Origin of the sequence: Limobrevibacterium gyesilva (assembly GCF_025989185.1) — a bacterium.
In the GTDB taxonomy this organism is placed as follows: Bacteria; Pseudomonadota; Alphaproteobacteria; order Acetobacterales; family Acetobacteraceae; genus Limobrevibacterium; species Limobrevibacterium gyesilva.
In genome coordinates, this window is sequence record NZ_JAPDNT010000001.1 from 700,910 (window position 1) to 714,161 (window position 13,252).

15 protein-coding genes are annotated in these 13,252 nt (G+C 69.7%); 12 read left to right on the forward strand and 3 right to left on the reverse strand.

Annotated elements, in window-relative coordinates:
• Position 1 precedes the first annotated feature (1 nt).
• The 6 genes from OL599_RS03400 (at position 2) to chrA (ending at position 5,279) form a co-directional block, all read left to right on the forward strand.
• Positions 2-784, forward strand: coding sequence for a (Fe-S)-binding protein (locus OL599_RS03400; RefSeq protein WP_264712192.1), 783 nt, complete (start codon positions 2-4; stop codon positions 782-784).
• A 46-nt stretch (positions 785-830) separates the two neighbouring features.
• A complete protein-coding gene (locus OL599_RS03405; RefSeq protein ID WP_264712193.1) occupies positions 831-2,258 on the forward strand; it encodes a LutB/LldF family L-lactate oxidation iron-sulfur protein in 1,428 nt (475 codons plus the stop codon).
• A gap of 22 nt (positions 2,259-2,280) precedes the next feature.
• The gene (locus tag OL599_RS03410; protein ID WP_264712194.1) at positions 2,281-2,979 is read left to right on the forward strand and encodes a LutC/YkgG family protein; all 699 of its coding nucleotides are present in this window, start codon (positions 2,281-2,283) and stop codon (positions 2,977-2,979) included.
• A complete protein-coding gene (locus tag OL599_RS03415) occupies positions 2,960-3,520 on the forward strand; it encodes a Smr/MutS family protein (RefSeq protein WP_264712195.1) in 561 nt (186 codons plus the stop codon). The genes OL599_RS03410 and OL599_RS03415 overlap by 20 nt, the downstream gene beginning before the upstream one ends.
• Positions 3,517-3,918 (forward strand): helix-turn-helix domain-containing protein, encoded by a 402-nt coding sequence (locus tag OL599_RS03420; RefSeq protein ID WP_264712196.1) that lies wholly within the window; start codon positions 3,517-3,519, stop codon positions 3,916-3,918. The genes OL599_RS03415 and OL599_RS03420 overlap by 4 nt, the downstream gene beginning before the upstream one ends.
• A 158-nt stretch (positions 3,919-4,076) precedes the next feature.
• Positions 4,077-5,279: a chromate efflux transporter gene (gene chrA / locus OL599_RS03425; RefSeq protein WP_264712197.1), complete on the forward strand. Its 1,203-nt coding sequence runs from the start codon at positions 4,077-4,079 to the stop codon at positions 5,277-5,279.
• A 10-nt stretch (positions 5,280-5,289) separates the two neighbouring features.
• Here chrA and OL599_RS03430 read toward each other — a convergent pair whose 3' ends face one another.
• The 3 genes from OL599_RS03430 to OL599_RS03440 all read right to left on the reverse strand — a co-directional run bounded on the left by OL599_RS03430 (position 5,290) and on the right by OL599_RS03440 (position 7,471).
• Positions 5,290-5,925, reverse strand: a complete 636-nt coding sequence (locus tag OL599_RS03430) for a pyridoxamine 5'-phosphate oxidase family protein (protein WP_264712199.1) — start codon at positions 5,923-5,925, stop codon at positions 5,290-5,292.
• A 74-nt stretch (positions 5,926-5,999) separates the two neighbouring features.
• Positions 6,000-6,614, reverse strand: a complete 615-nt coding sequence (locus OL599_RS03435; protein ID WP_456306675.1) for a Maf family protein — start codon at positions 6,612-6,614, stop codon at positions 6,000-6,002.
• Positions 6,611-7,471: a pyruvate, water dikinase regulatory protein gene (locus OL599_RS03440; protein ID WP_264712200.1), complete on the reverse strand. Its 861-nt coding sequence runs from the start codon at positions 7,469-7,471 to the stop codon at positions 6,611-6,613. The genes OL599_RS03435 and OL599_RS03440 overlap by 4 nt, the downstream gene beginning before the upstream one ends.
• 323 nt (positions 7,472-7,794) lie before the next feature.
• Here OL599_RS03440 and hemE point away from each other — a divergent pair, with 323 nt between their 5' ends.
• The 6 genes from hemE (at position 7,795) to rho (ending at position 13,113) form a co-directional block, all read left to right on the forward strand.
• Positions 7,795-8,817: a uroporphyrinogen decarboxylase gene (gene hemE / locus OL599_RS03445; protein ID WP_264712202.1), complete on the forward strand. Its 1,023-nt coding sequence runs from the start codon at positions 7,795-7,797 to the stop codon at positions 8,815-8,817.
• A 31-nt stretch (positions 8,818-8,848) separates the two neighbouring features.
• Positions 8,849-9,958, forward strand: coding sequence for a ferrochelatase (gene hemH / locus OL599_RS03450; RefSeq protein WP_264712203.1), 1,110 nt, complete (start codon positions 8,849-8,851; stop codon positions 9,956-9,958).
• On the forward strand, positions 9,955-10,653 hold the full coding sequence (locus OL599_RS03455) for an HAD family hydrolase (protein ID WP_264712204.1): 699 nt from the start codon (positions 9,955-9,957) through the stop codon (positions 10,651-10,653). The genes hemH and OL599_RS03455 overlap by 4 nt, the downstream gene beginning before the upstream one ends.
• Positions 10,650-11,102, forward strand: coding sequence for a protoporphyrinogen oxidase HemJ (gene hemJ, locus OL599_RS03460; protein WP_264712205.1), 453 nt, complete (start codon positions 10,650-10,652; stop codon positions 11,100-11,102). The genes OL599_RS03455 and hemJ overlap by 4 nt, the downstream gene beginning before the upstream one ends.
• Complete coding sequence (locus tag OL599_RS03465; RefSeq protein WP_264712207.1) at positions 11,102-11,560, forward strand: GNAT family N-acetyltransferase; 459 nt, start codon at positions 11,102-11,104, stop codon at positions 11,558-11,560. Before hemJ ends, OL599_RS03465 begins: the two co-directional genes overlap by 1 nt.
• Positions 11,561-11,838: 278 nt before the next feature.
• Positions 11,839-13,113: a transcription termination factor Rho gene (gene rho / locus OL599_RS03470; RefSeq protein ID WP_264712208.1), complete on the forward strand. Its 1,275-nt coding sequence runs from the start codon at positions 11,839-11,841 to the stop codon at positions 13,111-13,113.
• Positions 13,114-13,252: the final 139 nt, after the last annotated feature.

Consider the following 13,252-nt stretch of genomic DNA (forward strand, 5'->3'; position numbering starts at 1 on the left):
CATGTCCCAAACCGCCCCCGCTTCCAAGCCGCGCGTCGCCCTGTTCGTGACCTGCCTGGTGGACCTGCACCGGCCGACCATCGGCTTCGCCGCGATCCGGCTGCTGGAGCGTGCAGGCTGCCAGGTGGAGGTGCCGCGGGCGCAGACCTGCTGCGGCCAGCCCGCCTACAACACCGGCGACCGCGCCACCACCCGCGACCTCGCGATGGGCATCCTCGATGCCTTCGGCGGCTACGACTACGTGGTGGTGCCGTCCGGCTCCTGCGGCGGCATGCTGCGCCACCACCTGCCGCATCTGTTCGACGACGATCCCAACATCAAGGCCCGGGCCGAGGCGCTGGCCGCCAAAACTTACGAGCTGATCGGCTTCCTCACCGACGTCATGGGCGTGACGGAAGTGCAGGCCGCCTATCCCGGCACCGTCACCTATCACGACAGCTGCTCCGGCCTGCGCGAGCTGGGCCTGAAGCAGCAGCCGCGCCGCCTGCTGGCCGGCGTGGCCGGGCTGAAGCTCACGGAAATGACCGACCCCGAGGTGTGCTGCGGCTTCGGCGGCACGTTCTGCGTGAAATACCCGGAGATTTCGGTGCGCATGGTCAGCGACAAGACCAGGGACATCGCCGCCACCGGCGCCGACACGCTGCTGGCCGGCGACCTCGGCTGCCTGCTGAACATGGCCGGACGCCTGAAGCGCGAGGGCAGCCCGGTGAAGGTGCGCCATGTCGCCGAGGTGCTGGCCGGCATGACCAACGACGTGCCGCCGATCGGCGAGGGCCGCGGCTGACCCCGCACCCCGCCCGCGCTGAACTTCCGGCCCCGGAGACCACCGCATGCTCGCCACCAGTCCCGCCTTCAAGGAGAACGCCACCCAGGCCCTGGCCAATGCTGGCCTGCAGAAGGCGCTGACGCGGACCCGGCCGCAGCATCCGGCCAAGCGCGCCGCCGCCGTCGCCGCCCTGCCGGAGTTCGAGCAGCTGCGCGACATCGGCCGCGACATCAAGAACCACACCATCGCGCATCTCGATTTCTACCTGGAAACCTGGGCCGGCAATGTCGAGCGCGCCGGCGGCAAGGTGCACTGGTGCAGCACCGCCGACGACGCCCGCGCCGCGGTGCTCGAGATCTGCAACCGCGTCAACGCCAAGACGGTCACCAAGGGCAAGTCGATGATCAGCGAGGAGCTGGGCATCAACGAGCACCTGGAGCAGCACGGCATCACCCCGGTCGAGACCGACCTGGGCGAATACATCCTGCAGCTTCGCCACGAACCGCCCAGCCACATCATCGGCCCGGCCTTCCACCTCAACCGCGAGGATTGGGAGGAAAGCTTCCGCAAGGCCCACACCGACCTGCCCGCCGACCGCGTGTTCCACGAGCGGCGCGACATCATGTCGGAAGCCCGCAACGAGCTGCGCGCAAAATTCCTCGCCGCCGACGTGGGCATCACCGGCGCCAACTTCCTGATCGCCGAGACCGGCAGCAGCGTCATCGTCACCAACGAGGGCAACGGCGACCTGACCCAGACGCTGCCGCGCGTGCACATCGTGCTCGCCAGCATCGAGAAAATGGTCCCGACGCTGGAGGACGCCACCAGCCTGCTGCGCCTGCTGGCGCGCTCGGCCACCGGCCAGGACTTCTCCGTCTACACCACATTCTCCACCGGCATCCGCCGGCCCGGGGACCTCGACGGGCCCGAGGAATACCACGTGGTGCTGGTCGACAACGGCCGCTCGGCCATGGTCGGCACCGAGTTCCAGGACATGCTGCGCTGCATCCGCTGCTCGGCCTGCATGAACCACTGCCCGGTCTATTTCAGCGTCGGCGGCCACTCCTATGGCTGGGTCTATCCGGGCCCGATGGGCGCGGTGCTGACGCCCAGCCTGATTGGCATCGACAAGGCCGGCCACCTGCCCAACGCCAGCACCTTCTGCGGCAAGTGCGAGAGCGTATGCCCGGTGAAGATCCCGCTGCCCATGCTGATGCGCCATTGGCGCGAGCGCGAGTTCGAGCGGCACCTGACACCGAAGGCGGTGCGGAGCAATCTCGCTTTGTGGGCCTGGTTCGCACGCCGGCCGGGCCTGTACCGCGTCGCCACCCGCGCCGCGGCAGCCATGCTGGGCTGGATGGGGCGGCGCAAGGGCCGGTTCCATTCGCTGCCCCTGGCCGGCGGCTGGACCGACGGGCGCGACCTGCCGGCGCCGGAAGGCGACACGTTCTTCGCCCGCTATGCGCGTGAACAGCGGGCAGGGCGCGTATGACCAACCGACCGGACCCACGCCCATGAGCAAAGACGCAATCCTCGGCGAAATCCGCCGGGGCCTGAAACGCGGCCCCTTGCCCGAGGATCAGGCCATGGCGCTGCGCGCCCGCCTCGCCGCGCATCCGCGCCACCTGATCCCCGCCCGCAGCCGCGTGCCCCGGCCCGAGCAGCTGGCCCTGTTCGTGCGCAACGTCGAGAAGGAATATGGCACCGTCGCCCACGTCGCCGGCCTCGCGGACGTGCCGGCCGCCATCGCCGACTATCTGGCTGCCCAGAACCTGCCCACCGACTTCGCCATGGCGCCGCACCCCGAGCTGCAGGCCCTGCCCTGGCACCTGCGCCCGATGCTGCAGATGCGCGTCGGCCGCGCCCAGCCGACCGACCTCGTCAGCGTCCAGCACGGCTACGCCGCCGTCGCCGAAACCGGCACGCTGGTGCTGCCCGCCGCGCCCGAGCGCCCAACCACGCTCAATCTGCTGAGCGACACCGCGATCGTGGTGCTGCGCGCCAGCCGCGTGGTCGGCGCCTACGAGGAAGCCTGGGACCTCCTGCGCGCCGAACGCAACGACCCCGTCAGCAACGGCTTCATGCCGCGCAACGTCATGCTGGTGACCGGGCCGTCGCGCTCGGCCGACATCGAATCCACGCTCGAACTCGGCGCGCACGGCCCAAGGCGGTTGCACGTCGTGCTCGTCGACGATGATCCCGCAGCGTCGTGATGTGTCCGCCCCGCGCCGGAAGTCGCTGACCGACGCCGACAAGGCGGACTGGGCAAGCTATGTCCGCCGCGTCGCCCCGCTGCCCGGCCGCACGGTGCCGGACGCACCACCCGAGCCGCAACCGGAGCCCCCACCCGAAGCCCTGATCCGCCCGGCCCCGCCGCCGGCGGCGCCGCGCGTGCCGGCGCCCCGCGCCCCCACGCTCTCGGTCGGCCTCCAGCCGGGCGGACTGGACAGCGCGAGCTGGAGCCGTTTTCGCACCGGCAAGCTCGCGCCCCAGCGCACGCTCGACCTGCACGGCCGCACCGCCCAGCGCGCCTTCCACGCGCTGAACGCCTTCCTGCACGCCGCCCACGCCGACCATGTCCGCTGCGTGGAGGTGATCACCGGCCGCGGCTCCGGCGAAGGCGGCGGCATCCTGCGCCGCGAGCTGCCGATATGGCTCAACCTGCCGGCCCTGCGCCCCCTGGTGCTGGCCGCCAGCCACCCGCACGCCGCCAACACCGGCTCGGTGCGCCTGCTGCTGCGGCGCCCGAAATGACCCCGTTCGGCGCCCGCGTGCGCGCCCTGCGCGCCGAACGCGGCATCACCCTCAAGCAACTCGCCGCCCAGCTGCAGGTCTCCGCCGCCTATCTCTCCGCCCTGGAACACGGCAAGCGCGGCGCGCCGAGTCCCGGACTGGTGCACCAGGTCTGTGACGCCTTCGGCCTGATCTGGGACCAGGCCGAAGACCTCGCGCAGCTCGCGCGCCTGTCGCATCCCCGCGTGGTGGTCGACACCGCCGGCCTCACGCCCGAACAGACGGCGCTGGCCAACCGCCTGGCCCAGTCGATCCGCCGCCTGCCCCCCGAGACGATCGCCGCCCTGCACGCGCTGCTGGACGCGACAACGCCGCAGCCGAAGCCGCGGCTGCGGCGGGCGGCGGGGAGGGGGGCGTGAGAAGGCAAGGCGAGGGCGCTGCCTTCGACCCGCCAAAGGCCACAAGGCCTTTGGAAACCGTTACGTTTCTTGCGCGGGCTGCGGGCTTGCCAGCGGCCTGATCGGGCTGCACAAATTCCGCCATGCAGCCGCACGCGAAAGCCGATGATGCAGAGTCAGTGACTCGACCCGCACTGGCCGGCGGCAGCGCCGCCGAGGTGTTCGCGGCGTTCCTGAAGCTGGGGTTGACCTCATTCGGCGGCCCCGTCGCGCATCTCGGCTATTTCCGCAACGAATTCGTCGTGCGCCGCCAGTGGCTCGACGAGCGCGCCTATGCCGACCTCGTGGCGCTCTGCCAGTTCCTGCCCGGGCCGGCATCGAGCCAGGTCGGCATGGCGATCGGGCTGTCCCGCGCCGGATATCTCGGCGCGCTCGCGGCCTGGACGGCGTTCACGCTGCCTTCGGCGATCGCGCTCGTGCTGTTCGCCTACGGCATGGCCACGGCCGGCGACGCGCTCGGCTCCGGCTGGCTGCACGGCCTCAAGGTCGCGGCCGTCGCCGTGGTGGCGCTCGCGGTGCTGGGCATGGCGCGCTCGCTGGCGCCGGACCGGGCGCGGGCGACCTTGGCCGTCCTGGCGGCGGTCATCACCCTGGCCGTTCCCTCCGCAGTGGGGCAGGTAGGCGCAATCCTGCTTGGCGGCGCGGCCGGGATCGCCTTCCTGCGCGGCGGCGCGCCGTCCGACCACGTGTCCTTGCCGCTGTCGGTCAGCCGCCGCGTGGCGGTCGCGGCGCTGATCCTGTTCTTCGGCCTGCTCCTGGGGCTGCCGCTGCTGGCGGCCGGGACGACGAACCAGGCAATCCAGTATTTCAACGCCTTCTACCGGGCCGGCGCCCTCGTGTTCGGCGGCGGCCATGTCGTGCTGCCGCTGCTCCAGGCCGCGATCGTGCCGCCCGGCTGGGTCGGCAACGACGCGTTTCTCGCGGGCTACGGCGCGGCGCAGGCGGTGCCCGGGCCGCTGTTCACCTTCGCCGCCTATCTCGGCGCCGTCATGGGGCCGGCGCCGAACGGCTGGGCGGGCGCCGCGCTGTGCCTAGTGGCCATCTACGTTCCGTCGAGCCTGCTGGTGATCGGCGCGCTGCCGTTCTGGGAAGAGCTGCGGCGCCGGCCGCTTGCCCAGGCCGCGCTGCGGGGCGTCAACGCCAGCGTGGTCGGCCTTCTGCTCGCCGCCCTTTATCACCCGGTCTGGACCGCGGGCATCTTGGGCGCCGGCGACTTCGCCCTCGCCATCACCGCATTCCTGCTGCTGTTCCTGTGGAAAACGCCGCCCTGGGCGGTGGTCGCCCTGAGCGCGATCGGCGGCGCCGTCCTGGCCGCGCTCTGATCCCGGCGCCTCAGCATCCCGGCGTCGGCGGCGGCGCCCATCCGCCGGTCATATGCGCATCCGGCTCCGGCGCCCCCGCCGCCAGATGCACCGGCAGTACCCCTCCCCAGATCGGCCAGGTTAGGTCGTCCTCGTCATCTCCGGGCGGACCCGAGCGGATCTTGGCCGAGGCTTCCGTCAGCTCCATTGCCAGCACCGAGGTCGCCTTGATCTCCTGCTCCGTCACCGGGCGCAGCGCGTCCCAGCGGCCGGGGAACAGGCGGTTCACGAAGCCCGCCAGCGCCGCCAGCTTCTCCTCGGGATCGGCCACCAGCCGGGGCCGGCCGAAGCACATGACCGAGCGGTAGTTGATGGAATGGTGGAACGCCGAGCGCGCCAGCACATAGCCGTCGATCAGGGTCGCGGTCAGGCACGCCTCGCCGCCGCCGGCGTTGTCGCGCAGCATGCGGCTGGCGGCGCTGCCGTGCCAGTACACGGCGTCGCCCTCGCGCCAGTGCAGCGTGGGGATCACCACCGGGCGGCCCGCGATGATGTGGCCGACATGGCACAGCGGGGCCGCGTCCAGCACGGCGTGGACGGTGGCGCGGTCGTAGTGCCCACGCTCATGCATGCGCCGCAGCCGGGTGAAGTCGGAAGCAGGGTTCATGTCCATAGGCGCAACGCTGGGCCGAAATTGGTCTGACCGCAAAGACCGATTCGCGGGACTTACATTGGTCCGATTCAGTGCGCCAGCACGCCGTTCTGACGCAGGAAGCCCAGCAGCGGCAACAGCGGCAGGCCGAGAATGGCGGCGTGCTCGCCGGCGATGCTGTCGAACAGGTTCACGCCGGGCCCTTCCAGCCGATAGCCGCCGACCGTGGTGGTGACCGTCTCGCCTTCCAGGGCGAGGTAGTCGGCCAGGAACGCGTCGGAGAAATCGCGCATGGTCAGCCGCGGCCGGGCGATGTGGTGCCATAGATGCTGGTCGCCGCGCTGGCACAGCACCGCCGTCACCAGCGTATGGGTGCGGCCGCGCAGCGCCTCCAGTTGTGTCCGCGCCTCGGCGATGTCGGCCGGCTTGTCGAACCAGCGGTCCTCGCAGACCAGAAGCTGGTCGCAGCCGATCACCAGCGCGTCCGGTGCCTGCCGGGCGATACGCTGTGCCTTCAGCTCCGCCAGCAGCACTGCGGTGTCGCTGGCGGAAACGCCCTCGGCGCGGGCGCTGCGCTTGACGTCGGCTTCGTCGATCACGGCCGGGCGCGTCTCGAACGCCAGGCCGGCCGCCGTGAGCAGCGCGGCACGAGCCGGGGAAGCGCTGGCGAGGATGACCCGCGGCGCGGCGGCCTGCAGGCTCATGCCGATGTCGCCGGCGTCTCGGCGGCCTTGCGCCTTCGGTCGTGCCACGCCTCCATCAGCTTCAGCACCGTCGCCGCGGTTTCCTCGATCGAGCGGCGAGTGACGTCGATCACCGGCCAGCCGCGGCGCGCGCACAGCCGCCGGGCCCAGAGCAGCTCGGCCTTCACGGATTCCAGGTCCACATAGTCGCCGCTGTCCTGGCGAGCAGCCATGGCCGTGCCCGCCGCGCCGATCATGCGCAGCCGATGGCGGCGGATCTCGATCAGCGCCTCGGCATCGAGCGTCAGGCCGATCACCGGGCATTTCGGATCGTCCAAGGCCGGCGCATCCGGCAGGCCGGGCACCAGCGGGATGTTGGCCGCCTTGATGCCGCGATTGGCCAGGTAGAACGAGGTTGGGGTCTTCGAACTGCGGGAGACGCCGACCAGCACCACATCGGCCTCGGCAATGCCGGGCTGCGCCTGACCGTCGTCATGGGCGAGCACGTAATGCATGGCATCGATGCGGCGGAAATAATCGGCGTCCAGCACGTATTGCCGGCCCGGCCGGGACGCCGCCTTCTCGCCGAACTGCTCCTGCAGCATCGTCAGCGTCGGGTCCAGCACGTGCACCACCGGCACGCCGATGCGCTGGCAGGCCGTTTCCATGTCTCCGCGCAACCCCTTCTCCACCAGCGTGGACAGCACCGGGCCCGGCTCGGCCTCGATGCCCTCGATGACCCGGTGCAGCTGGAAGCGCGTCCGGATCAGGCTCCAGCGATGATAGGTGATGGACGCGTGCTCGAACTGCGCCACCGTGGCACGGGCGATGGAATTCAACGTCTCGCCGGTGGCGTCGGAGACCAGATGCAGGTTCATGCGGTTCGGCATGCTTGTGAGGATAGCGGGGATAACTGCGGTTCGCAGCCCCGGCGAATTGGGGCGCGGCCGGTAGCGGGGATAACACCCCGGCCGGGCGGTACGGTGGGCGATTCGCCGTACTTGGACCGGGACGGCGTGGATGAAAGCGCGGCCGCGTTTACGTTCAAGGACTTGTCGGCCAGATTTGCTGTGGATGAACGGGCGCGGCGCCGTGGAGGAATTGTGTACCCCGATATCCACAGGCCCTCTTAGGACTCCAACCGACTCCTTACCTTCTCTTCTCTGTTAAGTAGCTGGCCAACGAACCAACGAGACCGACGATGACGAAACGACTGCAAAGGGTGCTGGCCGGCGAGGCCGTCTGGCCGCCGCCGACATGGCTGATGCGCCAGGCCGGGCGCTATCTGCCGGAATACCGGGCCGTGCGGGCCCATGCGGGCGACTTCATCAGCCTGTGCACCACGCCCGAGCTGGCCACCGAGGTGACCCTGCAGCCGGTAAGGCGCTATGGGATGGACGCGGCCATCCTGTTCAGCGACATCCTCGTGCTGCCATGGGCGCTCGGGCAGGGATTGGCCTTTCGTGAAGGCGAAGGGCCGGTGCTGCCGCCGATTCGCGACGCCGCAGGAGTCGCCGCGCTCGATCCCGCACGCCTGCCCGGCGCCATCGCGCCGATCCTGGAGACGGTGCGCCGGGTGCGCGCCGAGGTCGGCGAGGCCACGCTGATCGGGTTTGCCGGCAGCCCGTTCACGGTGGCCTGCTACATGATCGAGGGCGGCGGCTCGAAGGACTTCGCGCATGTGCGGGGCATGGCCTATCGCGATCCCGCCTTGTTCGCGCGGCTGCTGGACCTGCTGACGGAAGCGACCGTCGTCTACCTCGCGGCCCAGATCGAGGCCGGCGCCGAAGTCGTGATGCTGTTCGACAGCTGGGCCGGGGTGCTGTCGCCGACTTTGTTTCGCGCCCACGTGACCGCGCCGACCAGGCGGATCGTCGCCGCGCTCAAGGCGCTGCATCCGGACATCCAGGTGATCGGCTTTCCGCGGCTGGCGGGCATGCTCGTGGGGGAATACGCGGCCGAAACGGGCGTGCAGGGCGTCGGTATCGACACCTCGGCCGATCTGTCCCTGGTGCGCGGCCTGGTGCCGGACGGGATCGCCCTGCAAGGGAACCTCGACCCGATGGCGCTGGTCGCCGGCGGCGCGGCGCTGGAATCCGAGACCCGGGCGATCCTGGCGGCGGCGCGTGGGCGCCCGCATGTCTTCAATCTCGGCCACGGCATCGTGCCGCAGACGCCGCCCGAGCACGTGGCGGCGCTGCTGCACATGATCCGCGCGGCTTGACGATGCCCGGCAACCGGCCACCTCTGCACGCATGAGCATTCCGACAGCCGCGCCCAAGGTCGCGATCGTCCTGTTCAACCTTGGCGGCCCGGACAAGCCGGAGGCGGTGCGTCCCTTTCTGGTCAACCTGTTCACCGACCCGGCGATCCTGCGCGTGCCGTTCTTCGTGCGCCCCTGGCTCGCCCGCATCATCGCCTATGCCCGCACCAAACCGGCGACGGCCAACTACGCGCTGCTGGGCGGCAAGTCGCCGCTGCTGGAGCTGACGGAGCAGCAGGCCCGCGCCCTGGAAGCGGCATTGCCGGACTTGCAGGCGCGCTGCTTCGTGGCGATGCGCTACTGGCACCCGTTCAGCGACGCGGTCGCGCGCGCGGTGCGGGACTGGGATCCCGACGAGGTCGTGCTGCTGCCGCTCTATCCGCAATATTCCACGACCACGACCGGAAGCTCGCTGACTGCGTGGCGGGAGGCGGCGGCGCAGGCCGGGCTGGTGAAGCCGGTGACCTCGCTGTGCTGCTACCACTCCGACCCCGGCTTCGCCGCGGCCACGGCAGCGATCGTCCGGCGCAGCTACGACGAGGCCAGGGCGGACCTCGCTGCGGACGTGCCTTTGCGCGTGCTGTTCTCCGCGCACGGCCTGCCGGAGACGATCGTCAAACGCGGCGATCCCTACCAGTTCCAGATCGAGCGCACGGTCGCCGCGGTCACGCGCCAGCTCGGCGTCGACGGGCTCGACACGACGATCTGCTACCAGTCCCGCGCCACGCCGCAGAAATGGATCGGCCCCTCGACCGAGCAGGAACTGCACCGCGCGGCGCACGACAAGGTCGCGGTGCTGGTGGTGCCCATCGCCTTCGTGTCCGAGCATTCCGAAACGCTGGTGGAGCTCGACGTCGAATACCGCCATCTGGCCGAGAAGGCTGGCCTGCCCGGCTATTTCCGGGCCCCCACGCAGAGCGCCGATCCCGGCTTTATCGCCGCCCTGGCGAGCCTGGTGCGCGGGGCACGCGCGCGTGGACCGGGCTTGTGCAGTTTCGCCGGGGGGCGTACCTGCCCGCGGCCGCATGGCGACTGCCCGCACGCCCGGGCCGCCGCGACGGATGCCGCGACCGATATCGAAACCGTGCCGAGAGCCGCATGACCCCCCTGGATCTGATGACGGGCCGCCGGGCCCCCCTGCGCCTGGTGATCTTCGATTGCGACGGCGTGATCGTGGACAGCGAGCCGGTGGCGAACCGGCTGGTGGCCGAGGCGCTGACCCGGCTGGGCTGGTCGATGACGCCCGCCGACGCCGACCGCCACTTCCTGGGCATGACGCTCACCGACATGGTGCCGGTGATCGAAGCCAGGCTGGGCCAAAGGCTGCCGGACGGCTGGAAGCAGGGTCTGATGTCCACCATGGTGGACACGCTGGGCCGCGAGGCCACCGCGATCGCCGGTGCGGTCGAGGCACTGCGGGCCGTGTCCGCGCTTGGCCTGCCCTGGCGGGTGGCCTCGAACTCCTCGCATGAGGAGATGCGGGCGAAATTCGCCTGCCTGGGCATTTCCGACCTCGTCGCCGGCCGGGTGCACAGCCATCGCGACGTGGGGCGGGGCAAGCCGGAACCCGACCTGTTCCTGGCCGCCGCTGCCGCAGAGGGCATCCCGCCGGCGGCCTGCGTCGTGATCGAGGACAGCCTGCCCGGCGCCCGCGCCGCCGCCGCGGCCGCCATGGATTGCCTCGGCTATGCCCCGCATTCCGACGGGTCGCATCTGCGCGCGGCCGGTGCGGTGCCGTTCCGGTCGATGTTCGACCTCCCTGGCCTGATCGCCGCCGCGAACGGAGTGGCCGCGTGACCCTCGATTTCCTGGCGCCGGCCTATCCGTGGATCAAGGCCCTCCACGTCATCAGCATGATCGCGTGGATGGCCGGCATGCTCTATCTGCCGCGGCTTTACGTCTATCATTGCGCGGTGCCGCGCGGATCGGCCGAGAGCGAGCGCTTCAAGGTCATGGAGCGGCGCCTGCTGAAGCAGATCATCAACCCCGCCATGATCGCCACTTTCGCGTTCGGGATCCTGTTGGCGCTGACGCCCGGCATCATCGACTGGCATGCCGGCTGGTGGCATGTGAAGCTCACGGCGGTGATTCTCATGTCCGGATTCCATGGGGCGGCGTCGAAATGGCGGCGCGATTTCCGCGATGACCGCAACACCCGGCCGCAGCGCTTCTATCGCATCGCCAACGAGGTTCCGACGCTGCTGATGGTCGTGATCGTCGTCATGGTCATCGTGAGGCCGTTCTGATGCCGCACGACCTGACCCTTCCCGGCGGCTACGTGGTCAGCGACGACCCCGCGCGGCTCGATATCGACGTGATCCACCGCTATCTGTCCGAGGACAGCTATTGGGCCCGGGGCCGCGAGCGGGCCGTCACCGAGCGCAGCCTCGCGCATAGCCTGTGCTTCGGCCTGTACGCTCCCGACGGGTCGCAGGCCGGTTTCGCGCGCATCGTCTCCGACCTGACCACCAGCGCGCATCTGGCCGACGTGTTCGTTTTGCCGGCGCATCGTGGCCGTGGGCTCGGCAAGGCGCTGGTCGCGGCCGTGCTGGCGCATCCCGAGTTGCAGACGGTGCGGCGCTGGACCCTGACCACCAGCGACGCGCACGGGCTGTATGCCGCCTTCGGCTTCACCCCGCATCCGGACCCGCAGACCCAGATGGTGCGGGTCGTGTCCGGCCAGGGGGGAGCGAATTGCCCTTGAATCCTGCCGAATTCCGCATATCTGCGGGTTGACGGGCACGAGCCGCCCGCATAGCTTGTACGAGCGAGCAGCGGCGGTTCCGTTGCCTGGCCTCGCATTCCGCAGACCCCCTCCCCCCTGGGACAGTGCCGGTCCCCCGATCGATCCAGCACGTTGCTGGCCCATCGACCAGGTGATCGGCGACCGAGCCACCGGGCGTCATTGCCCTCTGCCGCCTGGTCCTGTCCCGATCTCATGACCGGCCTGTACCAGTGGCCGGCTTCTTTCGAGGCGACCTGATGCACCTCGCCGAACTCAAGGCTAAATCCCCGGCGGACCTTCTGAGCTTCGCCGAATCATTGCAGATCGAGAACGCATCCAGCCTGCGCAAGCAGGACATGATGTTCGCGATCCTGAAGAACCTCGCGGAGAATGAGCAGGCCATCAACGGCGAAGGCACGCTCGAGATCCTGCCGGACGGCTTCGGGTTCCTGCGCAGCCCGGAGAGCAACTATCTGCCCGGGCCCGACGACATCTATGTCTCGCCGAGCCAGGTCCGCCGCTTCGGCCTGCGCACCGGCGACACGGTGGAAGGCCAGATCCGCGCGCCCAAGGACGGCGAGCGGTATTTCGCCCTGCTCAAGGTCAACACGATCAACTTCGAGCAGCCGGAAGCGGTGCGCCACCGCATCAACTTCGACAACCTGACGCCGCTCTATCCCGACCAGCGGCTGAAGATGGAAGTCGAATACCACGAGCCGCCGACCAAGGGCGCCGCGCGCGACATGATCCCGCGCGTGATCGACCTGGTGGCGCCGATCGGCAAGGGCCAGCGCGCCCTGATCGTGGCCCCGCCGCGCACCGGCAAGACCATGATGCTGCAGAGCATCGCCAAGTCGATCTCCGCCAACCATCCCGAAGCCTTCCTGATCGTGCTGCTGATCGACGAGCGGCCCGAGGAAGTGACGGACATGGCCCGCACCGTGAAGGGCGAGGTCGTCGCCTCCACCTTCGACGAGCCGGCCACCCGCCACGTGCAGGTGACCGAGATGGTGCTGGAGAAGGCCAAGCGCCTGGTCGAGCACAAGCGTGACGTGGTGATCCTGCTCGACTCCATCACCCGCCTCGCGCGCGCCTACAACACCGTGGTGCCCAGCTCCGGCAAGGTGCTGACCGGCGGCGTGGACGCGAACGCCCTGCAGCGGCCGAAGCGCTTCTTCGGCGCCGCCCGCAACATCGAGGAAGGCGGCTCGCTGACCATCATCGCGACTGCGCTGATCGACACCGGCAGCCGCATGGACGAAGTGATCTTCGAGGAGTTCAAGGGCACCGGCAACTCCGAGATCATCCTGGACCGCAAGCTGTCGGACAAGCGCACCTTCCCGGCCATCGACATCACCAAGTCCGGCACCCGCAAGGAAGAGCTGCTGGTGGATCGCGGCACGCTCTCGAAAATGTGGGTGCTGCGCCGCATCCTCAACCCGATGGGCACCATGGACGCGATGGACTTCCTGCTGGACAAGCTGAAATACAGCAAGACCAACCAGGACTTCTTCGACGCCATGAATACCTGAGTAGTGGCGGCGCCGGCCAAGTAAAGGCGCCGTTCCCCGATCAGTCGTGCGGCTGGCGGACGAGGGGGCATATGCCCCCTCGTTTCATACGGGGTGGTTTCCGCCGCGGATTGCGAACATGCAGATATCCTTATATACG

Coding starts and splice junctions, on each gene's coding strand:
- hemE (WP_264712202.1), top strand. CDS start 7,795: ATGACGAAACGACTGCAAAGGGTGCTGGCCGGCGAGGCCGTCTGGCCG.
- rho (WP_264712208.1), top strand. CDS start 11,839: ATGCACCTCGCCGAACTCAAGGCTAAATCCCCGGCGGACCTTCTGAGC.
- OL599_RS03420 (WP_264712196.1), top strand. CDS start 3,517: ATGACCCCGTTCGGCGCCCGCGTGCGCGCCCTGCGCGCCGAACGCGGC.
- hemH (WP_264712203.1), top strand. CDS start 8,849: ATGAGCATTCCGACAGCCGCGCCCAAGGTCGCGATCGTCCTGTTCAAC.
- OL599_RS03415 (WP_264712195.1), top strand. CDS start 2,960: ATGATCCCGCAGCGTCGTGATGTGTCCGCCCCGCGCCGGAAGTCGCTG.
- OL599_RS03435 (WP_456306675.1), bottom strand. CDS start 6,614: ATGAGCCTGCAGGCCGCCGCGCCGCGGGTCATCCTCGCCAGCGCTTCC.
- OL599_RS03465 (WP_264712207.1), top strand. CDS start 11,102: ATGCCGCACGACCTGACCCTTCCCGGCGGCTACGTGGTCAGCGACGAC.
- OL599_RS03430 (WP_264712199.1), bottom strand. CDS start 5,925: ATGAACCCTGCTTCCGACTTCACCCGGCTGCGGCGCATGCATGAGCGT.
- OL599_RS03405 (WP_264712193.1), top strand. CDS start 831: ATGCTCGCCACCAGTCCCGCCTTCAAGGAGAACGCCACCCAGGCCCTG.
- OL599_RS03440 (WP_264712200.1), bottom strand. CDS start 7,471: ATGAACCTGCATCTGGTCTCCGACGCCACCGGCGAGACGTTGAATTCC.
- OL599_RS03400 (WP_264712192.1), top strand. CDS start 2: ATGTCCCAAACCGCCCCCGCTTCCAAGCCGCGCGTCGCCCTGTTCGTG.
- OL599_RS03410 (WP_264712194.1), top strand. CDS start 2,281: ATGAGCAAAGACGCAATCCTCGGCGAAATCCGCCGGGGCCTGAAACGC.
- OL599_RS03455 (WP_264712204.1), top strand. CDS start 9,955: ATGACCCCCCTGGATCTGATGACGGGCCGCCGGGCCCCCCTGCGCCTG.